Source organism: Amycolatopsis sp. NPDC049691 (genome assembly GCF_040675005.1).
GTDB lineage: Bacteria > Actinomycetota > Actinomycetes > Mycobacteriales > Pseudonocardiaceae > Amycolatopsis.
Genome location: NZ_JBFANX010000017.1, coordinates 157363 through 182666 on the forward strand (window position 1 = coordinate 157363; position 25304 = coordinate 182666).

The following is a 25304-nucleotide window of genomic DNA, read 5'->3' on the forward strand; positions in this document are numbered from 1 at the left end:
TCAGCGGCCCTGGTTGGCGACCGCGGCGGCGGCTTCCTTGGCGGCCTCGGGGTCGAGGTACTCGCCACCGGCCTTGACCGGCTTCAGGTCGGCCGTCAGGTCGTAGCGCAGCGGGATGCCGGTCGGGATGTTGAGGCCGGCGATGTCGGCGTCGGAGATCCCGTCGAGGTGCTTGACGAGCGCGCGCAGCGAGTTCCCGTGCGCGGCGACGAGCACGGTCTTGCCCGCCCGCAGGTCCGGCACGATCTCGGACTCCCAGTACGGCAGCAGCCGCGCGACGACGTCCTTGAGGCACTCGGTCAACGGCGCGTTGTCGCCGAGGTTCGCGTAGCGGGCGTCGCCGGCCTGGCTCCACTCGTCCTTCGGGTCGATCTCCGGCGGCGGGGTGTCGTACGAGCGGCGCCAGAGCATGAACTGCTCCTCGCCGAACTCGTCGAGGGTCTGCTTCTTGTTCTTGCCCTGCAGCGCGCCGTAGTGGCGCTCGTTGAGGCGCCAGTCGCGCTTCACCGGGATCCAGTGCCGGTCGGCGGCGTCCAGCGCGATGTTCGCGGTGGAGATCGCGCGGCGCAGCAGCGAGGTGTGCACGACGTCCGGCAGCAGCCCGGCGTCGGCCAGCAGCTGCCCGCCCTGGCGGGCTTCGCCTTCGCCCTGCTCCGACAGCGGCACGTCCACCCAGCCGGTGAACAGGTTTTCCGCGTTCCACGTGCTCTGCCCGTGCCGCAGCAGCACCAACGTCCCGAGTTCAGCCATGGGTCCCAGCCTGCCATGACGGACCACGGCGCTCACTGGTGACCTCGTGTCCTACACAGAGTGTGTTACCACGGAGTAACACCTCACCCTTCGACAAGTCCGAGCGCCAACAACGCGCAAAATCCGCGCGTCAAACTGCACACCGTTATCGCGGCAACTGAAGTTCACTCGAACGGACTAGTGGGTAGTCTTGTGATTACAGGTCGAGATCTGACAGGTTTGCTTACGTCCCGAGCGGCCGGATTCCACGCACTCCCCGGCCGGTTTCGGGCTTCGACCGCGGCTCGTCTCCCCCCTGCCGAGCCGCGGCCCGCCGGCCCCGTTGGCATCCCCCTCGTCACCGGGTCCTGATCGGCGGGAACTTCAGCGGGGCGGCTCGAGATCGCGACTCCCCCCTCCCTCGAGCCGTCCCGCCTGTTCCGCTCAGCCCTCGCTCGGCTCCGGCCGCGCCACCCGGCGGCGCCGGTTCAGCCGCCAGCCGACCCACGCCAGCGGTCCCACGATCAGCAGGAACGGCGCGATCGCCCCCAGCACCGTCAACAACCCACCCCCAAAGGTCAAGAACGCATCCCAGCCCCCAGCCAGCCCGCCAAGAAACCCACTCCGGTCCTCTGACGGCGGAGCCGGAGCGGCAACACTCCGGATGCTCATCGAAACGGTCGCCATCGCGACACTCCCGGCGAGCGAGTTCCGCTGCTGCTCCAACGACTCCAAAGCGGACTCACGGCTGGTCAGCTCGCTCTCGATCGACGTGATGTCCGACACCGAAGTCGCCTGCGAAAGCAACGCTCGAATCCGCTCGACGGACTTGCGCTGCGTGGTCAACCGCGCCTCGACGTCGACGACCTGCTCGGTCACGTCCTGCGTGTTCAGCTCCCGCTTGACCAACGAAGAACCCAAATGCGACAGCTGGTCCAACACCGGATCCAGCCGCTCCGCCGGAACCGCCAGCGACAGCGTCGCCGAGTCGTCACCGGTGCTCTCCTGCCCGGTGTACCCACCCGCCCCCTGCGCGATCCCCCGAGCCTGCGCGACGACGTCGACGACCTTGACGGCGGTCAGTTCCAACCGGGCGCTGCGCGAAAGCTTCCGGTCGGTCGCCCCGGGCTGCGGCGCCGCGACCTTCGACTCGGCCTTGCCCCCGGTCCCCTGCTGCGGCGCCGCGGGGACCTTCGCCACCCCACCGGCACTGTCCGCCGTGGACGATGCCCCGTTGCCCGCCGCCGAGCACCCGGCCACCGCGAACACCACCGCCGCGCCCGCGAGCGCCGCTCTCCATCGAGTCCGCATCCTGCGTCTCCCTCCAGTTCGACTGGCGGTGAGACGGATGTCCGGTTCAGGGCCGTTGCACGGCCCGGGTCACGACTCGGTCAAGCCCGGCTCGTGCGGCTTCTCGGGCGCCACCAGGTGCTTGAACGCCTGCAGGTTCGCCAGTGACTCGCCGCGGGAGACGCGCCAGTCCCATTCGCGCTTGATCGATGTCGCGAAGCCGATCTCCAGCAGCGTGTTGAAGTCGCCGTCGGCGGCTTCGAGGACCTGGCCGAGCACCTTGTCCAGCTCGTCGGCGGACATCGTCTCCTTGCCGAACCGGCCGACCAGGTAGATGTCGCCGAGACTGTCCACTGTGTAGTGGACGCCGTAGAGCTTCGCGTTGCGCTGCAACAGGAACCGGTAAACGTCCTCATGGGACTCATCGGGACGGCGGCAGACGAACGCCTCCACCGAAAACGCGTGGTCGCCGTCGACGAGCCACGCGTTGGTCTGCAGCTTCTTCGTGCCGGGCAGCGTGACGAAGTACTTGCCGGGACCGCGTTTGTCGTACTTGAGCTCCGCGGAGTCCAAAGTAGACTGGATCAGCTGGTCCAAGCTCACACCGCCACCTCCGCGCGCAGTTCCAGCGCCTGCCGGAACGCGCTGGTGGCCTGAGCATAGATGTCCAGCAGCGCGTCCGTCGTGCGGCGCCAGGAGAACCGCCGCGCGTGCACGACGGCGTTCGCGCCCAGCTCGGCGCGCCGGTCCGGGCGCAGGGCGACGGCGGCGAGCGCGTCCGCCCACTCCTCGGCGCCGTGGCCGGGCACCAGCAGGCCGGACACGCCGTGCGGCACCGCCACCGGCAGCCCGCCGACCTCGGCGGCGACCACCGGTGTCCCGCAGGCCTGCGCCTCCAGCGCGACCAGGCCGAACGACTCGTTGTAGCTCGGCACGGCGACGACGTCGGCGGCGCGGAAGACGCGGGCGAGCGCTTCCCCCGGCTGCGGCGGCAGGAACCGCACCTGCCGCTCGATGCCGAGCGAACCGGCCAGCTCGCGCAGCGCCTGCGGCTGCTCCAGCCCGGTGCCCGACGGCCCGCCGACGACCAGCACGACCAGCCGCGGGGCCAGCTCGGGGCGCCGGCGCAGCAGGGCCGCGGCGGCGTGCAGCAGGACGTCCGGCGCCTTCAGCGGCTGGATCCGGCCGGCGAACGCCAGCACGACGTCGTCGCCGGCCAGGCCGAGGGAAGCACGCGCGGCCGCCTTCGAGCCCGGCGTGAAGCGGTCGAGGTCGACGCCCGGCGGCACGGCGTGCACCGCGTCCGGCTCGGCGTCGTAGAGGTCGATGAGCTGCCGCGCCTCGACGGCGGTGTTGGCGACCAGCCGGTCGGCCTCGGCGACGACCTGCTCCTCGCCGATCACGCGCAGCCGCGGCTCCGGCTTGTCGCCTTCGGCGAGCGCGGCGTTCTTGACCTTCGCCAGCGTGTGCGCGGTGTGCACGAGCGGCACCGACCAGCGGTCGCGGGCGAGCCAGCCGACCTGGCCCGACAGCCAGTAGTGCGAGTGGATGAGGTCGTAGTACCCGGGCTCGTGGAACGCCTCGGTGCGCAGGACGCCGGAGGTGAACGCGCACAGCTGGGCGGGCAGCTCGTCGCGGCCCAGCGGCTCGAACGGCCCGGCCTGGACGTGCCGGACGGTCACGCCCGGCGCCAGCTCGGCCACCGGTGGCTGGTCCGACGCCGTCGCGCGGGTGAAGACCTCGACCTCGACGCCGCGGCGGGCCATCTCGGTCGCCGTCTGGCTGATGTACACGTTCATGCCGCCGGCGTCGCCGGTGCCCGGCTGCTCCAGCGGCGAAGTGTGCACGGACAGCACGGCGATCCGGCGTGGGGCGGCATCGAACCCCCGGATGGAGCTGGTCACCTGGTCACGTCTCCTGCGTCAGCATTCCTCGGCGAACTGCCGCAGTACCGCGTCGAACTCGTCCGCGGACTCGGCGAAGGGCGCATGCCCCCCGTCAAGGAACCAACGCCCGACGGCGCCCGGAATCTTCCCGAGGGCGTGCTCGGCCGTCGAGGGCTCGATCACGCGGTCGGCCGTCCCGTGCGCGACCAGGGTGGGCTTGTCCAGCCTGACCAGCACGTCTTCGCTGCCGATGTCCCGGCGGAACAACGCCGAACGGACCGCTGGCGGCACGCTCAAGGAGGCGCCGAGGAGGGCTTGCGCCTGCGCGCCGGGCACCGGCCGGGTCACCATCCCGCGGCTGAACTCGGTCAGGGCGGGGACCGCGATGTCCGGATCGTCCGAAAGCATCGCGCGCATGTGCTCGCGCATCAGCGGGCCGACACGCCCGCCCGGCCGGTCGCGGCCGATCTCGGTGATGGCGCCGACGAGCACGGCGCCCCGCAGCCGTGCGGTTCCGTGCACCCGGATGTGGTCGGTGAGCACGAGCCCGCCGTACGACCAGGCGACGACGATCGCGCCCGGGCCGGCGAAGTCGAGCACCGCGGCGAGGTCGTCGGCCCAGGCCACCGGGTCGTCGTAGCCCGACGCCGGGACGTCGGAGGCGCCGTGGCCGCGCAGGTCCATCGCGACCAGCCGGAACCGCTCGGTCAGCGCGGGGTCGGCGAGCTGGGCGGCCCAGCAGCCCGCGGACTGCGCCCAGCCGTGCACGAACACGATCGGCCTGCTGTTCCCGTCCCCTTCGACCCGCAGGCCGAGCCGGACCCCGCCGTGCCCGACGACTTCGGTGCGCACGGCTTACTTCGCTCCCAGCGACTTCCAGGCCGACCAGCTGTAGTTCCAGTCCTTGACGTCCGAGGCCATCGGCGGGCCGAGCTTCGAGCCGGTGATCTCGACCGGGTCGCCGACCAGCGCGGAGTCGAAGTAGTCCTTGGCGTCGGCCTCGAGGAGGTTGACGCAGCCGTGGGAGTTGTTGTTCTTCCCGATGTTGGCCGCGTTGTCCTGGTTCTCGTGGATGTACTCGCCGTGGTTGGAGAACCGGCAGGCCCACTTCTTGTTGACGTTCGTGTAGCCGTAGCGGGCGTTGTCGAAGACCGCCGTCGGCTCCTTGCTCATGATCATGTAGGTGCCGTTGGGGGTGTTGCGGTCGACCTCGGCGTCCAGGCCGTTCGCGCACGGGTAGCTCTTGTACTGCGCGCCGCCCCGGTAGACGACCATCTGGTGGTCCGGGGTGTTGACCTTGACCACCTGGTTGCGGCCGATCTTGAACTTCGTCGTGACGTCGGCCTTGCCGTACGCGCCGCCGCCGAGCTCGACGCCGTAGAGCTTCGCCTCGACGCTCACGGTGATGTTCTGCGGCCAGTACTCCTTCGGCCGGTAGTCGACCTGGCTGTCGGACAGCCAGCCCCAGGCGCCTTCGATCTCCTTGTCCGTCTTCACGGTCAGTGCCTTCTCGACGGCCGCGCGGTCCTTGACCGGCGACGCGAACTTGACGCTGATCGGCATCGCGACCCCGACCGTCTGGTTGTCGGACGGGTTGAGCGTGGCGCGGATCTGCTTGGCCGGGCTGACCGTGGTGAACGTGCCGGTGAGCTCGACCGGCTTGCCGTCGCTGCCGGTGGCCTTGGCCGCGTAGGTGTAGGTCTTGCCGTAGCCGAGCGGCTCGGAGCTGGTCCAGGTGAGCCCGTCGGGCGAGGTGTCGCCCTTGACGGCCTTGCCGCCGTCGGCGGTGACCTTGCACTCGGTGAGCTTGCCGTCGGCGACCTTGACGGTGACCGGCTTGAGGACCGAGGCGTCCTTGGCGTTGACGGCGGGCTCGGCCGTGATCTTCGCCACGGGCTGCGCGCCACCGCCGTCGGCACCGGCCGCGCCGGTGGGCAGCGCGGTGCCGTCGTTCGTGCTCGAACACGCCGCGGCGACCAGGGCGGCCCCCGCCGCCAGAGCGGCCTTGAAGACCGTGCGCCGTTCGATCACCGAAACCTCCTGGATTTTCCCCCGCCGACCCGCGGGGCACACGCCCATAGCGCTGGTGACCCGCTTGACGTTACCGCCCGAAAGGTGAAGACCATCCGATCAGGTGGCACGTCTTTGTCGACAAAGACGTCTCATACACGTCCAGGTTGCCCGAATCGGCTCAAATGACGCAGTTGATCAAGAGCGGTTCCGGGTGCAGCCGGACGCCGAACCGGGCGAAAACGCCGTCGCGGACCTCGCGGGCCAGCGCCAGCAGGTCGTCGGTCGTGGCGTCGCCGCGGTTGGTGAGGGCGAGGGTGTGCTTCGTCGACAGCGAGACGCGGTTCCCCGGCCCGGGGTAACCCTTGGCGAAGCCCGCGCGCTCGATGAGCCAGGCCGCCGACAGCTTGACGCCGCCCTCGGCGGGGTACTGCGGCGCGTCGGCCCCGACGGCCTCCGCGATCCGCTGGAGCACGGCCTCCGCCTCGGCCGACGGGACGATCGGGTTGGTGAAGAACGAGCCCGCGCTCCACGTGTCGTGGTCGTCCGGGTCGAGCACCATGCCCTTGCCGCGACGCAGCTTCAGCACGGCTTCGCGCGCTTCGGCCGCCGGGACGCGGGCGCCGATCTCGACGCCGAGCGTGCGCGCCAGCTCCGCGTAGCGGATGGGTGCGGAGAGGCCGTCTTCGCGGATCTCGAAGCGGACCGAGAGGACGACGCCGGTGTCGGTGCCCTTCAGGACGCTGGTGCGGTAGGCGAAGCCGAGGTCGTCGGCCTTGAGCGTGCGCACTTCGCGCGTCCGCCGGTCGTACAGCTCCAGCGAGACGATCGACTCGGCGACTTCGCAGCCGTACGCGCCGACGTTCTGGATCGGCGTCGCGCCGACGCTGCCCGGAATGCCGGAGAGGCATTCGAGCCCGCCCAGGCCCGCTTCGACCAGGCCGGCGACGAACGCGTCCCAGTTCTGGCCGGCTTCGACGTCCACGACGTTCCCGTCGCGCCGCCAGCCGGTGTTCGCGACCTCGACGAGCGTGCCGTCGAACCCCGCGTCCGCGACCACCAGGTTGGAGCCGCCGCCGAGCAGCAGCACCGGTTCGCCCGCGGCGTCGGCCTCGCGGACCGCCGCGACGAGGTCTTCGCTGGTCACGGCGCTGACGAACCGGCGGGCGGGCCCGCCGAGGCGCAGCGTCGTGTACGCGGAGAGCTTCGGGAGGGCGGGAGTACGGGCGGTGTTCACGCGTCTGACGGTACTGTCCGGCTCATGGGATCCCGGATCGAGCACCGCGCTGAGTTCGCCGCCGACGTCCCCGCGACGTACGCGGCGGTCGCCGGCGAAGCCGCCTTGCGCGCGCGGCTCGAGCAGCTCGGCGGGCATGGCGCGGCACTGCTGTCGTACGAGGAGTCCGGCACGAACCTGCGGTACGAGCTGCGGCAGGGGATCAGCGCGGACAAGCTGCCCTCGGCGGTGCGGACCCTGCACAAGGGCGACCTGGTGGTGACCCGCACGCAGACCTGGCGGGTGAGCAACGACGGCACCGGACGGCAGGGCAACGCGACGGTCGAGGTCGGCGGCGTCCCGGGCGAGATCGCCGCGCGGACGGCGCTGCTGGCCAACGACGGCAGGACGGTGCTGCGGATCAGCGGCGAGGTGACGGTCCGGATCCCGCTGTTCGGCGGGAAGCTGGAGAGCGTGATCGCCGAGCAGGTCACGAAGCTGCTGGAGCGCGAAGCCGAATTCACCGCGAAGTGGCTGGCCGAGGTCGCCTGAGTCCGGTCGGCGCGCCGACCCGCGGCACGACCAACCCGAACCGCCTCCGCCGGGTCGACCGGTGGATCACGTACTTCCCCGCGACGACCCGGCTGCTGCGCGCGGCGGAGTCGCCGCTGGTCGTCGACCTCGGGTACGGCGCTTCCCCGGTGACGACGGTCGAGCTGGCGCGGTGGCTGCGCCGGGTCCGGCCGGACGTCCGGGTCCTCGGTCTGGAGCTGGATCCCGCACGGGTGGCTTCTGCTCGACCGGCCGCGTCGCCGCCGTCCTTGGACTTTCGCCGTGGCGGCTTCGAGCTGGCCGGGACGCGGCCGGTGCTGGTGCGGGCGTTCAACGTGCTGCGCCAGTACGCGGAGGACGAGGTCCCGGGCGCGTGGGCGCTGGTGCTGGACTCGATGGCCCCGGGCGGCCTGCTGGTCGAGGGCACGTGCGACGAGATCGGCCGGCTGTCGACGTGGGTGCTGGTGTCGTCCGCCGGCCCGGTGTCCCTGACGTTGTCGATGCGGCTGGCGGGGCTGGAGAAGCCGTCGACGGTGGCCGAGCGGCTGCCGAAGGCGCTGATCCACCGGAACGTCCCGGGCGAGCGGATCCACGCTTTCCTGTCCGCGCTCGACACGTGCTGGGCGACGGCGGCGCCGCACCAGGCGTTCGGCGTCCGGTCGAGGTGGCTGGAGACGGTCCGGCTGCTGGCCGCCCGCGGCTGGCCGGTGCCGGACCCCCGGATCCGGCCGGGCGAGCTGTCGGTCCCGTGGTCCGCGGTCGCTCCCGCCTGAACGTTCACCGGGCCACCCCCGCTGCGTCACCCCGAAGTGACCTGCGGTGATCACCATTGAGCCGTGGAACTCCTGGGGCACGTCACCGAGCTGCTGCGCGGCGCGCTCGGCTCGCCGTGGCTGTGGGTGCTCGTCTTCGCCGTCTCCGGGTTGGACGCGCTGCTGCCGTTCATGCCCAGCGAGACGACCGTCGTCACCGTCGCCGTGCTGCTCGGGCCGAACCCGGCGGACCTCGCCCTGCTCGCCGCCGTCGCGGCCGGGGGCGCGTGGGCGGGCGACTGCCTCGGGTACGCCGTCGGCCGGCTCGCCGGGCCGCGGGCGATCGCGCGGCTGCAGCGCGGGGCCGACGGGCACCGGCGCTACGAATGGGCCCGCGACCAGGTGCGGCGCAACGGCGGCCTGCTGATCGTCGCCGCGCGGTACCTGCCCGGCGGGCGCGTGGCCAGTGCCCTGGCCAACGGCAGCCTCGGCTACCCGCTGCGCCGGTTCGTCCCGCTCGACCTGGCCGGCGCGGCGATCTGGGCGGTGTACAGCGTGCTGATCGGCCTGGCCGGCGGCGCCGCCTTCGCGGACGAGCCGGGGAAGGGCCTGCTGCTGTCGTTCAGCCTCGGCCTCGGCCTGGTCTTCGCCATCGAAGCGGGAAGACGGCTACGGTCGGCGCATGCTCGAAGCGATCGACGTCCACGCGGACGCGCTGAAGCGGGCGGCGCTGACGGCGGGCCCGGCGGCCCCGGTGCCGAACTGTCCGAAGTGGACTGTCCATGACCTGGTGACGCACATCGCTTCCGTGCACTGCGCCGCGGTCGGCCTGGTCCTGGACCGGCCGTTGACACCGGCGCCGCCACCGGAGTGGGAAGACGTGCTCGGGTGGTGGGACGGGCAGCGCCTCGCCCTGCGCGAAGCCCTGGTGCGAAACCCGGGATCGCCATGGACCGGCCGGCTGGCCCACGCCACGGCGATCCACCGCCTCGACGCCGAATCCGCCCTCGCCCGGCCCGTGCCGGCGCGCCTGTCCCCCGAGTTCGCCCCGGGGACCGGCGAAATGGTTTGCGCCGTCGCACTGCCGGGTTCGGCCGGGTGCGGCAGCGGGGACCGGCTCCCGGCCGGCTGACCAGCGCGGGGGAGAATGCCGTCGTGACCGCTCCCGAACGCCGCTACGTCATCACCTTCGGCTGCCCCGACCGCACCGGCATCATCGCCCGGATCTCCGGGTTCCTCGCCGAGCACGGCGGCTGGATCGTCGAAGCGGCCTACCACACCGACCCCGACACCGGCTGGTTCTTCACCCGCCAGGTCGTCCGGGCCGACTCGCTGCCGTTCGACGCCGACGGGCTGCGCACCCGGTTCGCCGAGGTGGCCGCGGACCTCTCCGCGGAGTCGAACTGGCAGGTCAGCGACACCGGCGAGCGGCGCCGCGCGGTCGTGCTGGTGTCGAAGGCCGGACACTGCCTGTACGACCTGCTCGGCCGCGTCGCGTCCGGCGAGCTGGACGTCGACATCGCGGCGGTGATCGGCAACCACGAGTCCCTCGCGGACATCACCCGCGCGCACGGCATCCCGTTCCACCACGTGCCGTTCCCGGCCGGTGGGAAAGAGGAAGCGTTCGAGCAGGTCCGCAAGCTGGTCGACGAGCACGACCCGCACGCGGTGGTGCTGGCCCGGTTCATGCAGATCCTCCCGGCCGACCTGTGCCGCGAGTGGGCCGGCCGGGCGATCAACATCCACCACAGCTTCCTGCCGTCGTTCATCGGCGCGAAGCCGTACCACCAGGCCCACACACGCGGGGTGAAGCTGGTCGGCGCGACCTGCCACTACGTGACGGCGGACCTCGACGCGGGCCCGATCATCGAGCAGGACGTCATCCGCGTCGACCACGGCGACTCGGTCGAGGACATGGTCCGCAAGGGCCGCGACATCGAGAAGGTGACGCTGGCGCGCGGCCTGCGCTGGCACCTGGAGAACCGGGTGCTGGTGCACGGCAACCGCACCGTGGTGTTCTGACGCGGTTGCCGTGCTCCTCGTCAGGCCCCGATGGTCGACGCGTCGATGACGAACCGGTAGCGGACGTCGGAGTTCTCGACGCGCTCGTAGGCCTCGTTGACCTTGTCGGCGGAGATCGTCTCGATCTCCGCGCCGATGCCGTGCTTCGCGCAGAAGTCCAGCATCTCCTGGGTTTCGGCGATGCCGCCGATCATCGAGCCGGCGAGCACCTTGTTGCCGCCCAGCAGCGAGAACGCGTTGTAGGACAGCGGCTCGCCCGGCGCGCCGACGTTCACCATCGCGCCGCCGACCCGCAGCAGGCCGAGGTAGGCGTCCACCGGCAGCTTGGCCGACACGGTGTTGAGGATGATGTCGAACTTGCCCTTCAGGACGTCGAACGTCGACTCGTCGCTGGTCGCGTAGTACTCGGAAGCGCCCAGCTTGAGCCCGTCCTCCTGCTTCTTGAGGCTCTGGCTCAGCACGGTCACCTCGGCGCCCATCGCGGCGGCGATCTTGACGGCCATGTGGCCGAGCCCGCCGAGGCCGATCACGGCGACCTTCTTGCCGGGGCCGGCGCCCCAGTGGTGCAGCGGCGAGTAGGTGGTGATGCCCGCGCACAGCAGCGGCGCGGCGACGTCGAGGTCGATGCCCTCCGGGATGCGGCAGACGAAGGCGTCCTTCACGACGATCTGGTTGCTGTAGCCGCCGTAGGTGTTCTCGCCGTCGAAGCCGACGCCGTTGTACGTCTGGACGTTGCCCTTGACGCAGAACTGCTCGGTGCCGGCCAGGCAGTACTCGCACTCGCCGCAGGAGTCGACCATGCAGCCGACGCCGACGCGGTCGCCGACCCGGTACTTCGTGACGTCCGACCCGACCGCGGCGACGACGCCGGCGATCTCGTGGCCCGGCACCATCGGGAAGATCGCCTGGCCCCAGTCCTCCTTGGCTTGGTGGATGTCGCTGTGGCAGATACCGGCGTAGGCGATGTCGATCAGCACGTCGTCCGGACGCAGGTCACGGCGCTCGATCGTGGTCCGCGCCAACGGCGCGCCGGGCGCCGGAGCGGCGATGGCGTGCGTGGTGGTGCTCATGGAACCCTCCAACTTCAAGTACCGTTGCCTCGTAAGAGGCCTCTTACATGGTCTACGTAAGAGGGCTCTTACATATTTCGGACGAGAGATGTGATCCAGGTCATGGGCGGCAAGTACCACCACGGCGACCTCCGCGGCGAGCTCGTGCGCGTGTCACTGGACCTGATCGCGGAGCACGGCCTCGCCGGCTTCTCGGTCGCCGAGGTCGCGCGGCGCGCGAAGGTCAGCCCCGGCGCGCCCTACCGGCACTTCCCCACCCGGGAGAGCCTGCTGGCCGAGGTCGCGGCGAACATCGCCTGCCAGCTCGCCGAGCGCGTCGCCGAGGCGGCGGGCGAGCACGAAGACCCGGTGGACGCGCTGGCCGCGGCGGCGGGCGCGTACACGCGGTACCTGATCGAGCGCCGGGCCGGGATGAACGTCATCTACGCCGAAGGCCTGCACGGCCCGGAGCACCTCGTGCTGCACGAGCAGACCCGGCGGCTGACCGACGAGTTCCTGCTGCGCTGCCTGGCGGTCGCACCGGACCCGGCGACGGCGCTGGAGCTGATGGAGCAGCTGTTCACCCAGGCTCACGGCTACGGCACGTTCCAGCTCGACGGCGTCTTCGTGAAGCACGGCTACTCGGTCGACCTGGTGGTGAAGAAGTCGTCGGAGGCCGCGCGGATCGCGATCGCGGGCCGGACTGTCGGTGGTGCGCGCTAGCTTGGGCGCATGGGGATCATCGACTCACGAACGGACGAAGAAGGTCATCGACCGGATCGACGAGCACGCGCGTGTTGATCGAGCATTCGCCGTTCGTGCCGCCGGCGACGGCACCGCCGGACGGCCACTGCGAGACCGGCCGGGCAACAAGCTGATCGACAGCTTCCGCAACATCGTCGACAACCCGCACGCGGGCCTGTTGTTCCTTGTGCCGGGGATGAACGAGACGCTGCGGGTCAACGGCCGCGCGACGCTGGTGTCGGACGCGTCGTTCTTCGACTCGCTGGTGGTCAAGGGGAAGCGGCCGAAGCTGGCGGTGGTCGTCGAGGTCGAAGAGCTGTACATGCACTGCGCGAAGGCGTTCCTGCGGTCATCGCTGTGGGACCCGGCGACCTGGCCGGACCGCTCGACCCTGCCAAGCCTGGGCACGATCCCGCGCGACCAGATGGCACTGCCGATCTCGGCGGACGAGCTGGACGCGGACCTCACCGAGCGGGCGCTGACCCAGCAGTACTGATCCCGGCGACGACGTCGAGCAGGCCGGGGAACTTCGCGTCGAACTCGTCCCGGCGCAGGCGGACGAACGTGCCGTTCCCCGCGTCGCGCTGGCGGACCAGGCCGGCCTCGCGCAGGACCCGCCAGTGGTGCGTGCGGGTCGACTTCGCGATCGGCAGGGGGAACGACGAGCACGCCCGCTCGGCGCCGTCGCCCGCCATGAGGTCGACCACCACCGCGCGGCGGTGCGGGTCGGCGAGGGCGGACAGCACCGTGCCGAGGTCGACGTCGGCCATCTCCGGGATGGGCAGTTCACCGGGCATGCTGGACATGGTACGGCAGCTGTCGTACCTTCGACGAGGTACGAGCACCTTCGAACCTCCGGAGTCCCGCATGCTGTGCGTCTTCGACGTCAACGAGACCCTGCTCGACCTCGCTCCGATGGACGCCCTGGTCGGCGGGCCCGAGCTGCGGCGCGAGTGGTTCGGGCTGGCCATCCACACGGTCCTGACCGTGACCGCCACCGGCGGCTACCAGGACTTCGCGGGCATCGCGGGGGCGGCCGCCGTCGAGGTCGCGGCGAGACACGGCCGCGAAGTCGACCTCGCCGAGATCGGTGAAGGGCTGCGGAACCTGCCCGCCCACCCGGACGTCGAGCCGGGCTTGGCGAAGCTGCGCGAGAAGGGCCACACCCTGGTCGCCCTGACGAACTCGCCGCTCGCCACCGCCGAGGCGCAGCTGCGGAACTCCGGCCTGGCCACGCTGCTCGACCGGATCTTCTCGGCCGAGCAGGTCGGCAGGCTCAAGCCGGCGCCGGAGCCGTACCACCAGGTCCTGGCCGCCTACCCCGGCGAGCGGGCCGTGATGGTCGCGGCGCACGACTGGGACATCGCGGGCGCCCAGGCGGCGGGCCTGGAGACGGCGCTGGTCACCCGTCCCGGCGTCCACCCGCTGCCCGGATCGCCCGCACCCACGTACACCGCGTCGACCCTCCCGGAGCTGGCCGGACTGCTCTAGTCGGCGATGCGGACCAGCATCTTGCCGGTGTTGGCCCCGGAAAGCAGGCCGAGGAAGGCGTCCGGCGCGTTGCGGATGCCGTCGACGAACGTCTCCGAGTACTTGATCTGCCCGGACGTGACCAGCGGCGCGACCTCGCTGACGAACTGCTGCTGCAGGCCCCAGTGGTCGAGCACCAGCAGGCCCCGCATGGTGAACCGCTTGGCGATGATCTGCGACAGGTTGCGCGGCGCCGGCGTCGCTTCGGTGGCGTTGTACTGCGAGATCATGCCGCAGACGGCGATCCGGCCGTGCAGGTTGATCGCGTCGATCGCGGCTTCGAGGTGCTCGCCGCCGACGTTGTCGAAGTAGACGTCGATGCCCTCCGGCGCCGCTTCGTGCAGCTGCGCGGCGACCGGGCCGTCCTTGTAGTTGAAGGCGGCGTCGAAGCCGAGGTCGTCGATCAGGTGCCGGACCTTCTCCGCCGAACCCGCCGAGCCGATGACGCGCTTGGCGCCCTTCAGCTTCGCGAGCTGCCCGACGAGCGAGCCGACCGCGCCGGCCGCGCCCGAGACGAACACCGTGTCGCCCGGCTTGAACTCGGCCGACTCCAGCAGGCCCGCGTACGCGGTCAGGCCCGGCATGCCGAGCACGCCCAGGTACGTCGACAGCGGCGCGGCGGACGCGTCGACCTTGACGAACCGCTTGTCGTCGAGGACGGCGTGGGTGCGCCAGCCGGCCTGGTGCAGCACGTGGTCACCCGGCTTTACACCGTCCACATGGGACTCGACGACCTCGCCGACCGCCCCGCCGGACATGACCTCGCCGACCTCGAACGGCGGCGCGTAGGACTTCACGTCCCGCATGCGGCCGCGCATGGCCGGGTCGACGCTCATGATCAGGTTGCGCACCAGGATCTGGCCCTCGCCCGCGGCGGGGATCTCGGTGTCCACGATCTCGAAGTTGTCGTGGGTCGGGACGCCGTGCGGGCGGGAAGCGAGCCGGATCTCGGTCGCCTGGGTGGGTGCGTTCACCGTCGAACTCCTCAAGTCGGTCGAAGCGGGGCAGGCGCCCCGGATTCCTTCCGAGTCAACCAGCTAACCGGGGCGCACATTCCGATTGTGACTGGTCACACGATCTCGGCGAGCTTCCCGAGCACGCCGTCGTAGATCTTCTTCAGGCCGCCGGGCGCGAACGTCTTCTCGAAGAAGCCGCCGATACCTCCGGCACCGTCCCACGAAGTCTCGATCCGCACGACACTGCGCTCACCCGCTTCGGTGACCGTCCAGGTGGTGACCATGCTGGAGTTCGCGTCGGTCTCGACGAGCGTGCCCGGCCTCGGCTCGGTGACGGTCGCGGCCACGTCACGCACCCGCTTGGACGTCGCCTGCAGCTTCCAGCTCGCCTTGGTCCCGGCGCCGACACCGCCCTCGGTCACCTGGTAGTCGCGGTAGTGCTCGGTGAGCAGCTTCGGGCGCGTTTCGGCGTAGTCGGCGACGAGCGCGCGCACCTTGTCGGCCGGGGCGTCGATGGTGCGCTCCGCGGTGGCCGTGACCTTTCCCATTTCACTCCTTTGCCCAGGGTACCGATCGTGACCACAGTAGGCTGACCCCATGAGTGCCACCCCGGACGCCGCCCGCCGGCGGCGCGCCACCGTGGCGCTCAAGGAGTCGCTGCGCGAGCTGCGCAACCAGCTCTCCCTGCTCAACCACCAGGTCAGCGCCCACCTGGCGCTCAAGGACGTCGACCTGGACTGCCTCGAGCTGATCGCCCGCCACGGCCCGCTGAGCCCGAGCGCGCTGGCCCGCCGGGCGGGCCTGCACCCGGCGACCGTGACCGGCATCCTCGACCGCCTGCAGAAGGGCGGCTGGATCGTCCGCGAACGCGACCCGGAGGCGGCCGACCGGCGCGCGGTGGCGGTCCGCGCGGTCCGCGGCCGCAACGGCGAGCTGTTCCGGCTCTATGCGGGGATGAACACCGCGATGGACGAGCTGTGCGCCGACTACAGCGAAGAGGAACTGGCGTTGATCGCCGGGTTCCTGCGGCGCGCGACGTCGGCCGGTCACACGGCGACGGGTGATCTGGCCAACGGCTGACCAGCGGTTTTTGTGCTGTACTTCACCGCATGTGGCAGTCAGGCGACGCGTACGAGGCCTACATCGGACGGTGGAGCCGCCGGATCGCGGAGACGTTCGTCCGGCAGCTCGACGTCCCGGCGAGCCGGCGCTGGCTCGACGTCGGCTGCGGCACGGGCGCGCTGACCTCGGCGGTCCTGACGGCGGCCGACCCGGCGGAGGTGGCGGGCGTCGACCCGTCGGAGGGCTTCCTGAAGACCGCCCGCGCTTCGGTGCCGGACCCGCGGGTGTCGTTCGAGGTCGCCGACGCGCGGTCCCTGCCGTTCCCCGACGACCGGTTCGACGTGACGGTGTCCGGGCTGGTGCTGAACTTCGTCCCGGATCCGGCCGCCGCGGCGGCGGAGATCGCCCGCGTGACCGTCCCAGGTGGACTCGCCGCGGCGTACCTGTGGGACCTCGCGGAGGGGATGGAGCTGATCCGGCACTTCTGGGACGCCGCGGCGGAGCTGGACCCGGCGGCCGCGGACCGGCACGAAGGCCGCCAGTTCCCGCTGTGCCGCCCGGAGCCGTTCGGTCGCTTGTGGACGGAGGCGGGTTTCGCGGCGGTGTCGGTGGGCGAGATCAAGATCCCGACGGTGTTCCGGGATTTCGACGACTACTGGCAGCCGTTCCTCGGCGCGCAAGGTCCCGGTCCGGCGTACCTCGCCACCCTTCCCGAGGCACGCCGGGACCAAATCCGTGAACTCCTGCGCAGCCGCCTGCCGACGAACCCGGACGGCTCGATCCCGCTTTCGGCGCGCGCCTGGGTCGTCCGCGGTACTGCTTAGAGACCGGCCTGCGCCAGCCAGTCCTTGGCGACGTCGGCCGCCTTCTCGCCCTCGGAGTCGACGCGCTTGTTCAGGTCGCGCATCACGTCCGTCGTCAGCTTCGCGCTCACGGCGTTCACCGCGTTCGCGAAGTCGGCGCCGCGCTCGTCGAGCACCTTCTTGTTCACCGCGGGCACGACGTTCTCCGTCGGCACGATGTTCAGGTCGTCCTTGAGCACCGTGTAGTTCGAGTCGCCGGTCAGCGGGCTGACCGAGTCGACCGGGATCACCGTGACGGCGCCGGACTTCAGCTGCTCGACCCGCGGACCGGCCTCCTGGATCGTCTGGAAGGTCGCGTTCGTGAGCTTGTAGACGTCCTTGAAGCCCAGGAAGCACGGCAGCCGCTTCTCGCACTCCGGCGGGCCCGCCATGACGACCTTGTCCAGCTTCTTCAGGTCGCTGATCGACGCGATGCCCTTTTCCTTGGCCAGGTCGGACTTGATGATGTAGGTGTTCTTGTCCTCGGCCGCGGCGAAGTTCAGCAGCGCGACGCCGCTCGGCTCGAACAGCTTGGCCAGCTGCTCGTGCTCCTCCTGCGCGGTCTTGCCCGCCTCCTTGCCGAAGCCGGTGGTGATCGCCGCGCCCTGGTACTCGGGGATGAACTGCAGCTCACCGGACTTCAGCGACGGGTAGATCAGCTCCCGCGACCCGAGGTTCAGCTTCCGCGTCACCGGGTAGCCCTTGGCCTCCAGGGCCTGGGCGTAGATCTCGGCGAGGATCTGGCTGTCGGTGAAGTTGAAGGACGCGACGACGATCGGCGCCCCGCCCTTGCTCTGCGCGGCGGGCTTGTCACCGCTGTCGCTGCCACCACCACAGGCGGCCAAGCCGAGCGTCGCCGCGACGGCCACCGCCACCACGGACGCGTTCCGGAACCAGCGCACGAATCCCCACTCCTTCGTCACTCGAACAGACGAAAGGACCCTAGCCCCGCCGACCGACAAGCGCCCACATAATGGGAGAAATGCACTCGAATTCCCAGAATTCGGAATGAGCCGCCGCCAATCGAGGTAGGGTCGCCAGGTGCACGTGACCCCGCTGGCCGCCGACAGTGGCAATGCCGGGCCCCCGATCTTCCAGTGGAAGTGGGTGGACCGCAACGCGGACGACATCGTCCAGCGCCTCGGCGAACACATCTCGCTGACCGCCGCCGCGCTCGGTGTCGGGCTGGTCGTCTCGATCGCGCTCGCGGTGGTTTCGCTGCGGTACCGCTGGTCGTACGGCTTCGTCCTGAGCGCGGCCGGCGCGTTGTACGTGATCCCGAGCCTGGGCGCGTTCGCCGTGCTGGTGCCGTTCTTCGGGCTGACGTTCCTCACCGCGATGATCCCGCTCGCGACGTACACGCTGCTGATCCTGGTCCGCAACATCGTCACGGGCGTCGACCAGGTGCCGAACGAAGTACGCGAAGCCGCCGTCGGCATGGGGTACACGCGCGGCAGGCTGCTCTGGCAGATCGAGCTGCCGCTCGCGCTGCCGGTGGTGATCGCCGGCCTGCGCGTCGCCGCGGTGACGACGATCGGCCTGGTCACGGTGACGTCGATGCTCGGCCTCGGCGGCCTGGGCTACTTCATCCGCGCGGGCATCCAGACGGCGACGCCCAACCCGACGGAGATCATCGTCGGCGTGGTGCTGTCGGTGGCGCTGGCGGTGGTCGTGGATCTGGTGCTGTGGCTCAGCGAGCGGCTGCTGGCGCCGTGGGCGCGGAAGGTGCGGACGCGATGAGCTTCCTCGACCAGCTGAACGCGTGGCTCGCGGACCCGAACCGCTGGAGCTGGACGGACAAGGCGGGCATCCCGTACCGGACGCTGGAGCACCTCCGGTTTTCGCTGCTGGCGCTGGTGATCGCGGCGGTGCTGACGATCCCGGCGGCGCTGTGGCTCGCCCATTACCGCCGGGGCGCGTTCCTCGCGAGCAGCGCGGTGAACATCGGCCGCGCGATCCCGAGCTTCGGGCTGATCATCCTGTTCTGGTTCCTGGCCAGCCGCTGGGAGTTCGACACGACGTTCTGGCCGTTGCTGCTGGCCCTGGTGGCCTTGGCGATGCCGCCGCTGTTCACGAACACGTACGCGGGCGTGGTGTCCCTGGAGCAGGAGACGGTCGACGCCGCCCGCGGGACGGGCTACCGCGAGTGGCAGATCATGCTCCGGCTCGAGCTGCCGCTGGCGTCCCCGGTGATCCTGGCCGGCGCGCGGGTGTCGTTCCTCCAGCTGATCGCGACGGTGGCGATCGGCGCGATCGTCAACGACGGCGGTGGTCTCGGCCGCTACATCGTCGACGGCTTCGCGCTCGGCGCGTCGGGCTACGGCGAGATCTTCGCGGGCGGTCTGGCCGCGGTGATCCTGGCGCTGCTTTGCGACGGCGCCTTCGCGCTCATCACCCGTTTGGCCACACCCCGAGGTCTGGCCCTGCAGAACGCCCGGCGCGAGTCGTAGGAATCTCACCCTGCGCAGTCGCGCCTTACGATCCGTGCATGGATCGGCCGAAGCCCAACGCCCGCAAGCGCCTGCTCGCGAACAAGCTCAGACGGCTGCGTGAGGACGCCGGCCTGACTCAGGTCGAGGCCGGCGAGCCCATGCGGTTCAACAAGAACAAGATGAGCCGCATCGAGCTGGGGCATTTGCCGGACTACAACGGCTTTTTGGCGCTGCTCGACCGTTACGGCGTGATCGTGTCGGACTACGACGACTGGGTCCGGCAGTACGACCGTGCCTGGGAGAAGGGCTGGTGGCACGCCTACGGCCTCGACGATCGCGGCTACGTCGCTTTGGAGGCTGACGCCGACGAAGTTCGCACGTACCAGCTCGGCTTCGTGCCCGGACTGCTGCAGACCGAAGCGGGGATGCGCGCCACGTTCGCTGGCGCGCGGGACCCGTTGTCCGGCCGCCGGCTGGAAAACGAGATCGCGGTGCGCCTGCGCCGCCAGACCCGGCTCACCGACGACGAGCCGCTCACGCTCCACGCCATCATCGACGAGTCCGTGCTCCGGCGCCCCGACCTGCTCCCGGACGAGCAGTCCGCGCAGCTGGAGCACATCATCGAATGCGCGCAGCTGCCCAACGTCACGGTGCAGGTCGTGCCGCTCAACCACGGCAGCCACTCCGGCCGGAATGGCAGCTTCACGATCCTCAGCTACCCGCGCCTGCGGGAGCCGGACATCGCCTACATCGAGCACGGTTTCGGGTCGCTCCAGTTCGAGAAAGCCAAGGAAGTCAACGCTGCTAGGCTGGCTTTCCGCCACCTCGCCGATCTCGCGTACGACGAGCCGGACTCCCTTCGGCTGATCCGGCAGGTGATCGCCGAGATCTGACTGGAGCCGACCGTGTCCGAACTGCGCTGGCGAAAGAGCAGCTACAGCAGCGGCGATGGGCAGCAGGGCGATTGTGTCGAGGTTGCCTTCACGCCCGGCGAGGTTGTGGTGCGGGACTCGAAGGCGCCGACGTCCGGCACGCTGACCGTGTCCGCCGAAACTTGGCGCCACATCGGTGAAGTCGCCCGCTAGAACGCCCCGAGCAGGATCAGCACGCCGAGCGCGATCAGCACGACGGGCAGCACGACGTGCCCCCACTGCGCGAGCACCCGCGCGACCGAGGGCCGCGTCGCGAGGAACCGCCCGGCGAGGCACCACCCGGCCACGCCCACCACGAAGACCGCGGTGTAGCCGACCAGCCCGCCGGGTCCGGTCGCGGCGAAGGCGGGCACGTAGACACCGATGTTGTCCCCGCCGTTGGCGAAGCACACGGCGGGGATCCCGAGCACTCCGGTGGCCGGCGCGGGCTCGCCGTCGTCGCGGCGCCAGGCCTGCCAGGCCGCGCGGATCCCGAGCAGGATGGGCAGCACGCCGAGCCACCGGACGGCACCATCGGGCAGCAACCCGGCCCCGAGCGCCCCGGCAACCGAGACGGCCAGGATCGCCCCGAACCCGAGAAACTGCCCGGCGACGACCGTCAGTGCGCCGGCCTGCCCGAAGAAGACGGCGAGCAGCACCAGGTCATCGACGTTCGTCACGGCGAACATCGCCGCGGCCTGCCCGATCAACCCGAGGCTCATGCGCGGGCGAGGCTGTCGAGGTCCGTCACCGCGAGCACCGCCACGGCCCTGCCCCAAGGCTCACGCGCCGGCAAGTCTGCCCTCGCGGCAAGCGGCGATCAACCGCTCGACCTCGGGCCCCAGGGGCCGGTCCTCCTCGACCGGCGGCACCACCGACCGCACCCACTCGTAAGCCGCGCTCAACCCCGGTACCCCGTCGGACGCCAGGTACCGCGCCTGCGACCCCGTGACCAGCTCGCACGCCGTGATCGCGAACAGGTGCGTCGCGGCCGCCCGCAGCTGCTCCCCCGCGGCCCACGCGAACGCCTGCACGTCCTCCTGCCCCGCCGAGGTGTCGATCGAACCGAGCGTCGCCGGCGCCGCGAGCCGCCGCAGCGAGCCGCCGCAGCGCGTGCAGCTCGCCGACCGCCCGCTTGTGCAGCGGCACCAGCCCCGCCCGCGGGCCGGGATCCGCCGTGAGCTGCGGCGGGAGCCCGCTGAAGCGCTCGTCGAGCAGGCGGTGCGTCCGCTGGACCGAGATCTCGCCGAGGTGGACCAGCGCCGCCGTCACCGCGTCCATGCGCAGCCCGAGGTCGACCGCGTGGTACGCCGTCCCCGGGAGGAACTCCCCCTCGACGAACGACGGCGAGTCCCCCGGCATCGTCTGCCAGCGCTCGACCGTCTCGTGCAGTTCGGTGTTCGCGCGGGAAGCGTGCGCGAGCGCCCGCGGCGCGACCCGGACGGACAGCGGCGCCTGCACGACTCCGGCTCGCACCGGACCCGCGCCCACCATCCCGGTCAGGGCCTCCAGCAGCCGCCGCAGGTGGTCGTCGCCGCCCGCCATGACCGGGGAGAACACCTCGCGCGGCGCCCCGAGGACGTCGATCGCCATCGCTTCGGTGAGCGTCTGCAGCTGGATGAGCTGCCGCGCCTCGGCCCACCCGCGTCGCGCGTGCACCACGGCCAGCGGAGAACCCTGAAGCAGCGAAGCACCTTCCTTGGGCCCCAGCACATACGGCTCGGCACCTCGGCGAGCGAGTGCGTCGGCCGCGGGGGTCTCGACGCCGTCTTCGAGGACCGTGCCGATGCCGAGGAACGTCTGGAAGGCGTGGGACAGCGGGATGATCTCGCCCGAGCTGCCGAGCCCGCCGCGCGGCACGGCGGGCGTGAACCCGTCGTTGAGGCGGTCCACCAGGAACTGCACCAGTTCGGCGCTGACTCCCGACCACGGCTGCAGGAAGTCGCGCAGCCGCACCAGGAGCAGCGCGCGGACGTCCTCGGGCGGGAGCCACGGCGGGCCGCCGACCGCGCGGCCGATCAGCAGGTTGCGCTGGTGTTCCGCCTGCTGCCGGGCGTCGAGGGCGACACCCGCGAGGCGGCCCATGCCGGTGTTGACGCCGTAGACGGGCTTTTCGCGGTTTTCGAGCGCCGCCAAGAGTGCGTTCCGGCGCTGCCGCAGGGCTTCTACCAGCGGTTTGGCCAGAACCAACCGTTCACCGTCGGCGAACTCGCTTCCGTCGGTGATCATCGGTACGGCAGCATGGTGCCGACGCCGGAAGCCTCGGCACGGGCCAGGATCATGTTCGCCACCGCGACGTCCGTTGTGGACAGTCCGCGGTGCCAGAACAGGATCCGCTCGGCGTCGTGCTCGCGGCCCGGCTTCTTCCCGGCCACGACGTCGCCGATCTCGGCGTGGACCCCGTCCGCGGTGAGCAGGCCGGCGTTGAGCTGCGGGCGCAGGGCGCCGAACCGCGGGTTGCCGGACCGCGATTCGCGCCAGTCGTCGACGACGACCTTGTCGATGTCGTCGAGCAGGGTGAGCTCCAGTGCGCTGATCGTGCCGTAGGGCACCAGGAAGGTGCCCGGCCGGAGGAACTCGCGGCGCACCAGCGCCTCGGGTTCGACCAGCCGGGAGGCCTCGACCTGGATGTCCGCGCCGTCCAGGGTCTCCTCGGCCGTGGCGCAGACGCGGACGTCCTTGCCGAGCCGTTCCGAGAGCCGGCGGCCGAAGTCCTCGCGGGATTCCGGGCGCTTGCTGGTCACGCGGATTTCGGCGAAGTCGAACAGCGAGTCGAGGAGGACGACGTTCCACCACGCGGTGCCGCGAGCGCCGATGTGGCCGAGCACCCGGGAGTCCGGGCGGGCGAGGTACTTCGCGCCGACGGCGGTCATCGCGCCGGTGCGGGCCTCGGTGATCATCGTGCCGTCGACGATCGCCCGCGGCATGCCCGTGTCCGGGTCCAGCAGCAGGATCAACGCCATTTCCGAAGGGAGGCCCCGTTCGAAGTTGCCCACGAAGTCACCGACGACCTTCACGCCGCTGACCTGCTTCGCGGACAGGTGGCCGCGGAGGATGTTGAAGTGGCCCTTGCCGCCGTTGTCCGGCACGAGGTGCGTACGCGGCTCGAAGACGACCTGACCGCGGCCGTGGTCGCCGAGGACGTCCTCGACCGCGCCGACGATGTCGGCTTCGGTGACGCCGAGCGAGTCGATGTCGGCACCGGTGAGGTACCGGAGCCAGACGGACGTCACTTGGCGAGGTCCTCGATGACCTCGGCGCCGGGGAGCGCGGCCAGCGCGGTGCCGGAGATCAGCAGCTTGCTGCCGCGGATCCCGCTGCCGATGACGAGCTCGGGCGCGTCGGCGACCGCCTTGTCGATCAGGATCGGCCAGTCGGCGGGCAGGCCGACGGGCGTGATGCCGCCGTACTCCATGCCGGTCAGGGAGACGGCTTCGTCCATCGGCGCGAAGGACGCCTTGCGGACGTCGAGGCGGCGCTTGATCACGCCGTTGACGTCGGCGCGGGTGGTCGCGAGCACGAGCGCGGCCGCGAAGCGCACTTCGCCCGCGCGCTTGCCGGCGACGACGACGCAGTTGGCGGACGCCTCCAGCGGCGAGCCGTAGGCCTCGCAGAAGGCGGCGGTGTCGGCCAGCGACGGGTCGATCTCCGCGACGCCGACGGCATCCGGATCGCCGAGCGCGGCCAGCGCCTTGGCGACGGGCTCGGCGAGCAGGTCAGTACGCGTGGGGGCGGGAACGACGGTGAGGCTCCCGGCGATGGTCCAGGTCACCCGGCCAGCCTAGCTACCAGCTGGAGCCGCCGCGCTGGACCTCGATCAGCTTCGGCCGGACGTCCACTATGTAGACCAGAGCCGCGGCCATCGCGGGCACGTAGAAGATCATCCCCGGGCCCATCACGGGGAACAGGACCATGGCGAGCGTCGCGCCACCGGTGATGAGCATCCACACGGGCTTGGTCTTGCGGTCGGCGGCGGAATAGGCGTCGGCACGCTGAAGCAGCGCGTGCACGAAGGCGAAGAGCCCGACCAGCGCGCTGCCCCAGTGGATGACTTCGAGGATCCAGTAGGCAACCAGCACAGCGACAGCTTACGGCAAACCGCCCGAACGACCCCGGCCCCGCCACCGGGGTCCGGTGGCGGGGCCGAAGGGTTCACGGCGTCTTTACTTGTCGGTCTTCGGCGCGGCCGGCTTCTTCGCGGCGGCGCTGGTGGTCGTGCGCCGGGCCGGGGCGGCCGTCTTCGGGGCCGTCTTGTTGGCGACCTTGCGGCTGGCGGAGCGGGTCTCGTGGGCGACGTCGTCACCCAGCTCCTCGATGGCGTCGGCGGCCTCGCCGGCGACCTCGGTCACCTTGCGGGCGGTCTTCTCGCCGGCCGAACGGGTGCGCTTGGTCACCTTGCCCAGCACGCCGTCGACGCGCTCACGGACCTCGGCGGTGACGCCCTCGACCTGGCCCTGCGCGGTGGTCAGGGCCTCCTCGAGCTGCTCGATGGCCTTCTTGACCTGCGGCTGCGCGGCGATCTTGTCCCACGCCTGCTCGCCCGACTCGGCCAGCTTGTTGTACAGCTTGAGCGCGGCCTCGGTGTACTCGTCGATGACCTTGCGCAGCTCGGCCGGGTCCAGCTTCTCGCGCAGGCTCTCGACGTCGGTCGGCAGCTCCTGCAGGTTCTTGCGGGCGACCTCGCCGCTCTTCGTCACGTTCTCCTTGGCCTTCGCCACGGCGTCGGTCACGGCGTGGGTGGCCAGGTTGCCGGCGCCGAGCGCGGCGAGCAGCGGGGTGCGGACCTGGTCGAAGGCGGTGGTGACGGCCTTCTTGACGTCTTCGGTGGTCTTGGGGGTGGTCATGCTGACTCCTTGGTGTCTGCGGCTGGAGCGGTGTCTGTGGTGTCGGCGGTGGGAACGGACCCGGCGGCCGGCCGTGCCGCGGCGTTCTCCCGGCGGAAGGACTCGTAGACGTCGAGCAGGACCTGCTTCTGCCGTTCGGTCAGCTCGGCGTCGGCGCGGATCGCGTCGCCCACCGGGCCGCCCGTCGGCAGGTCGAGGATCCCGGCCTGCACGTACAGCGCTTCCGCCGAAATGCGCAGGCCCTTGGCGATCTGCTGCAGGATCTCCGCGCTGGGCTTGCGCACCCCGCGCTCGATCTGGCTCAGGTACGGGTTGGACACGCCGGCGAGCTTCGACAGCTGGCGCAACGAGATCTTCGCGGTGTTGCGCTGCTGGCGGATGTACTCGCCGATGTCGGAAGCGATGTCCGCGACCTTCTCCATGGGACTGCCGGATCCGGGCTGGGTCCCACCGGTTTCTGCCATCCGGTCACCTCCT

The 25304-nt window shown here is 70.9% G+C and carries 32 protein-coding genes and 1 pseudogene; 14 read left to right on the top strand and 19 right to left on the bottom strand.

Annotated elements, in window-relative coordinates; all coding sequences use genetic code 11:
• The 7 genes from AB0J40_RS33125 to AB0J40_RS33155 all read right to left on the bottom strand — a co-directional run bounded on the left by AB0J40_RS33125 (position 1) and on the right by AB0J40_RS33155 (position 7152).
• Entirely contained in the window at positions 1-750 is a 750-nt protein-coding gene (locus AB0J40_RS33125; protein ID WP_364460942.1) for a phosphoglyceromutase, read from the bottom strand.
• Between the two features lie 423 nt (positions 751-1173).
• Entirely contained in the window at positions 1174-2040 is an 867-nt protein-coding gene (locus AB0J40_RS33130) for a DUF4349 domain-containing protein (RefSeq protein ID WP_364460945.1), read from the bottom strand.
• 69 nt (positions 2041-2109) lie between these two features.
• A complete protein-coding gene (locus tag AB0J40_RS33135) occupies positions 2110-2622 on the bottom strand; it encodes a YbjN domain-containing protein (protein ID WP_364460947.1) in 513 nt (170 codons plus the stop codon).
• Complete coding sequence (gene mshA / locus AB0J40_RS33140) at positions 2619-3923, bottom strand: D-inositol-3-phosphate glycosyltransferase (protein WP_364460950.1); 1305 nt, start codon at positions 3921-3923, stop codon at positions 2619-2621. Before mshA ends, AB0J40_RS33135 begins: the two co-directional genes overlap by 4 nt.
• Before the next feature lie 18 nt (positions 3924-3941).
• Entirely contained in the window at positions 3942-4757 is an 816-nt protein-coding gene (locus AB0J40_RS33145) for an alpha/beta hydrolase (RefSeq protein ID WP_364460953.1), read from the bottom strand.
• A gap of 3 nt (positions 4758-4760) precedes the next feature.
• Positions 4761-5936 (bottom strand): Ig-like domain-containing protein, encoded by a 1176-nt coding sequence (locus AB0J40_RS33150; RefSeq protein WP_364460955.1) that lies wholly within the window; start codon positions 5934-5936, stop codon positions 4761-4763.
• Positions 5937-6096: 160 nt separating this feature from the next.
• Positions 6097-7152, bottom strand: coding sequence for a UDP-N-acetylmuramate dehydrogenase (locus AB0J40_RS33155; RefSeq protein ID WP_364460958.1), 1056 nt, complete (start codon positions 7150-7152; stop codon positions 6097-6099).
• A 24-nt stretch (positions 7153-7176) separates the two neighbouring features.
• Here AB0J40_RS33155 and AB0J40_RS33160 point away from each other — a divergent pair, with 24 nt between their 5' ends.
• The 5 genes from AB0J40_RS33160 (at position 7177) to purU (ending at position 10457) form a co-directional block, all read left to right on the top strand.
• A complete protein-coding gene (locus AB0J40_RS33160; protein ID WP_364460960.1) occupies positions 7177-7683 on the top strand; it encodes a DUF2505 domain-containing protein in 507 nt (168 codons plus the stop codon).
• Complete coding sequence (locus tag AB0J40_RS33165) at positions 7662-8456, top strand: class I SAM-dependent methyltransferase (RefSeq protein ID WP_364460963.1); 795 nt, start codon at positions 7662-7664, stop codon at positions 8454-8456. Before AB0J40_RS33160 ends, AB0J40_RS33165 begins: the two co-directional genes overlap by 22 nt.
• A 63-nt stretch (positions 8457-8519) precedes the next feature.
• Positions 8520-9221 carry a VTT domain-containing protein gene (locus tag AB0J40_RS33170; protein ID WP_364460966.1) on the top strand — a complete coding sequence of 234 codons (702 nt, stop codon included), beginning with the start codon at positions 8520-8522 and terminating at the stop codon, positions 9219-9221.
• The gene (locus tag AB0J40_RS33175; protein WP_364460968.1) at positions 9118-9567 is read left to right on the top strand and encodes a maleylpyruvate isomerase N-terminal domain-containing protein; all 450 of its coding nucleotides are present in this window, start codon (positions 9118-9120) and stop codon (positions 9565-9567) included. Before AB0J40_RS33170 ends, AB0J40_RS33175 begins: the two co-directional genes overlap by 104 nt.
• Before the next feature lie 23 nt (positions 9568-9590).
• On the top strand, positions 9591-10457 hold the full coding sequence (gene purU, locus AB0J40_RS33180) for a formyltetrahydrofolate deformylase (protein ID WP_364460970.1): 867 nt from the start codon (positions 9591-9593) through the stop codon (positions 10455-10457).
• Between the two features lie 20 nt (positions 10458-10477).
• Here purU and AB0J40_RS33185 read toward each other — a convergent pair whose 3' ends face one another.
• A complete protein-coding gene (locus AB0J40_RS33185; protein ID WP_364460973.1) occupies positions 10478-11527 on the bottom strand; it encodes an NAD(P)-dependent alcohol dehydrogenase in 1050 nt (349 codons plus the stop codon).
• 90 nt (positions 11528-11617) lie between these two features.
• On the opposite strand from AB0J40_RS33185, the gene AB0J40_RS33190 reads away from it, so the two are divergent.
• Together AB0J40_RS33190 and AB0J40_RS33195 are read left to right on the top strand one after the other, a co-directional pair.
• On the top strand, positions 11618-12229 hold the full coding sequence (locus tag AB0J40_RS33190; protein ID WP_364460976.1) for a TetR/AcrR family transcriptional regulator: 612 nt from the start codon (positions 11618-11620) through the stop codon (positions 12227-12229).
• The gene (locus AB0J40_RS33195; RefSeq protein WP_364460978.1) at positions 12219-12746 is read left to right on the top strand and encodes a pyridoxamine 5'-phosphate oxidase family protein; all 528 of its coding nucleotides are present in this window, start codon (positions 12219-12221) and stop codon (positions 12744-12746) included. Before AB0J40_RS33190 ends, AB0J40_RS33195 begins: the two co-directional genes overlap by 11 nt.
• Here AB0J40_RS33195 and AB0J40_RS33200 read toward each other — a convergent pair.
• Entirely contained in the window at positions 12715-13047 is a 333-nt protein-coding gene (locus AB0J40_RS33200) for a helix-turn-helix transcriptional regulator (RefSeq protein ID WP_364460980.1), read from the bottom strand. The two genes, AB0J40_RS33195 and AB0J40_RS33200, sit on opposite strands and share 32 nt — an antisense overlap.
• A gap of 70 nt (positions 13048-13117) precedes the next feature.
• Here AB0J40_RS33200 and AB0J40_RS33205 point away from each other — a divergent pair, with 70 nt between their 5' ends.
• On the top strand, positions 13118-13741 hold the full coding sequence (locus AB0J40_RS33205; RefSeq protein ID WP_364460982.1) for a haloacid dehalogenase type II: 624 nt from the start codon (positions 13118-13120) through the stop codon (positions 13739-13741).
• On the opposite strand, the gene AB0J40_RS33210 is transcribed toward AB0J40_RS33205, so the two are convergent.
• Both AB0J40_RS33210 and AB0J40_RS33215 read right to left on the bottom strand, forming a co-directional pair.
• Positions 13738-14754 carry an NADP-dependent oxidoreductase gene (locus AB0J40_RS33210; protein WP_364460985.1) on the bottom strand — a complete coding sequence of 339 codons (1017 nt, stop codon included), beginning with the start codon at positions 14752-14754 and terminating at the stop codon, positions 13738-13740. The genes AB0J40_RS33205 and AB0J40_RS33210 overlap by 4 nt on opposite strands.
• A gap of 95 nt (positions 14755-14849) precedes the next feature.
• A complete protein-coding gene (locus AB0J40_RS33215) occupies positions 14850-15284 on the bottom strand; it encodes an SRPBCC family protein (protein ID WP_364460988.1) in 435 nt (144 codons plus the stop codon).
• Positions 15285-15333: 49 nt separating this feature from the next.
• On the opposite strand from AB0J40_RS33215, the gene AB0J40_RS33220 reads away from it, so the two are divergent.
• Together AB0J40_RS33220 and AB0J40_RS33225 are read left to right on the top strand one after the other, a co-directional pair.
• The gene (locus AB0J40_RS33220) at positions 15334-15816 is read left to right on the top strand and encodes a MarR family transcriptional regulator (protein WP_364460990.1); all 483 of its coding nucleotides are present in this window, start codon (positions 15334-15336) and stop codon (positions 15814-15816) included.
• A gap of 29 nt (positions 15817-15845) precedes the next feature.
• Positions 15846-16622, top strand: coding sequence for a class I SAM-dependent methyltransferase (locus AB0J40_RS33225; RefSeq protein ID WP_364460993.1), 777 nt, complete (start codon positions 15846-15848; stop codon positions 16620-16622).
• Here the strand turns inward: AB0J40_RS33225 and AB0J40_RS33230 are convergent.
• Complete coding sequence (locus AB0J40_RS33230; RefSeq protein ID WP_364460996.1) at positions 16619-17542, bottom strand: ABC transporter substrate-binding protein; 924 nt, start codon at positions 17540-17542, stop codon at positions 16619-16621. The genes AB0J40_RS33225 and AB0J40_RS33230 overlap by 4 nt on opposite strands.
• 145 nt (positions 17543-17687) lie before the next feature.
• Here AB0J40_RS33230 and AB0J40_RS33235 point away from each other — a divergent pair, with 145 nt between their 5' ends.
• From AB0J40_RS33235 to AB0J40_RS33250, 4 genes are read left to right on the top strand one after another with little or no spacing between them, the layout of a single operon-like run.
• Positions 17688-18380: an ABC transporter permease gene (locus tag AB0J40_RS33235; RefSeq protein ID WP_364461183.1), complete on the top strand. Its 693-nt coding sequence runs from the start codon at positions 17688-17690 to the stop codon at positions 18378-18380.
• Positions 18377-19090 (top strand): ABC transporter permease, encoded by a 714-nt coding sequence (locus AB0J40_RS33240; RefSeq protein WP_364460999.1) that lies wholly within the window; start codon positions 18377-18379, stop codon positions 19088-19090. Before AB0J40_RS33235 ends, AB0J40_RS33240 begins: the two co-directional genes overlap by 4 nt.
• Positions 19091-19128: 38 nt before the next feature.
• The gene (locus AB0J40_RS33245) at positions 19129-19965 is read left to right on the top strand and encodes a helix-turn-helix transcriptional regulator (RefSeq protein ID WP_364461001.1); all 837 of its coding nucleotides are present in this window, start codon (positions 19129-19131) and stop codon (positions 19963-19965) included.
• Between the two features lie 12 nt (positions 19966-19977).
• The gene (locus tag AB0J40_RS33250) at positions 19978-20157 is read left to right on the top strand and encodes a DUF397 domain-containing protein (protein ID WP_364461003.1); all 180 of its coding nucleotides are present in this window, start codon (positions 19978-19980) and stop codon (positions 20155-20157) included.
• Here the strand turns inward: AB0J40_RS33250 and AB0J40_RS33255 are convergent.
• From AB0J40_RS33255 to AB0J40_RS33285, 7 genes and pseudogenes are all read right to left on the bottom strand, one after another.
• Positions 20154-20705, bottom strand: coding sequence for a cadmium resistance transporter (locus AB0J40_RS33255; RefSeq protein WP_364461006.1), 552 nt, complete (start codon positions 20703-20705; stop codon positions 20154-20156). The genes AB0J40_RS33250 and AB0J40_RS33255 overlap by 4 nt on opposite strands.
• Positions 20706-20765: 60 nt before the next feature.
• A pseudogene (locus tag AB0J40_RS33260) lies at positions 20766-22212 on the bottom strand (aromatic amino acid lyase).
• Complete coding sequence (locus tag AB0J40_RS33265; protein WP_364461009.1) at positions 22209-23216, bottom strand: ornithine cyclodeaminase family protein; 1008 nt, start codon at positions 23214-23216, stop codon at positions 22209-22211. Before AB0J40_RS33265 ends, AB0J40_RS33260 begins: the two are co-directional and overlap by 4 nt.
• Positions 23213-23755: a YbaK/EbsC family protein gene (locus AB0J40_RS33270; RefSeq protein WP_364461012.1), complete on the bottom strand. Its 543-nt coding sequence runs from the start codon at positions 23753-23755 to the stop codon at positions 23213-23215. The genes AB0J40_RS33265 and AB0J40_RS33270 overlap by 4 nt, the downstream gene beginning before the upstream one ends.
• Positions 23756-23768: 13 nt before the next feature.
• Positions 23769-24062: a DUF2516 family protein gene (locus AB0J40_RS33275; RefSeq protein ID WP_364461015.1), complete on the bottom strand. Its 294-nt coding sequence runs from the start codon at positions 24060-24062 to the stop codon at positions 23769-23771.
• A gap of 84 nt (positions 24063-24146) precedes the next feature.
• Complete coding sequence (locus AB0J40_RS33280; protein ID WP_364461018.1) at positions 24147-24827, bottom strand: hypothetical protein; 681 nt, start codon at positions 24825-24827, stop codon at positions 24147-24149.
• Entirely contained in the window at positions 24824-25291 is a 468-nt protein-coding gene (locus tag AB0J40_RS33285; RefSeq protein WP_364461021.1) for a helix-turn-helix transcriptional regulator, read from the bottom strand. The genes AB0J40_RS33280 and AB0J40_RS33285 overlap by 4 nt, the downstream gene beginning before the upstream one ends.
• Positions 25292-25304 lie beyond the last annotated feature (13 nt).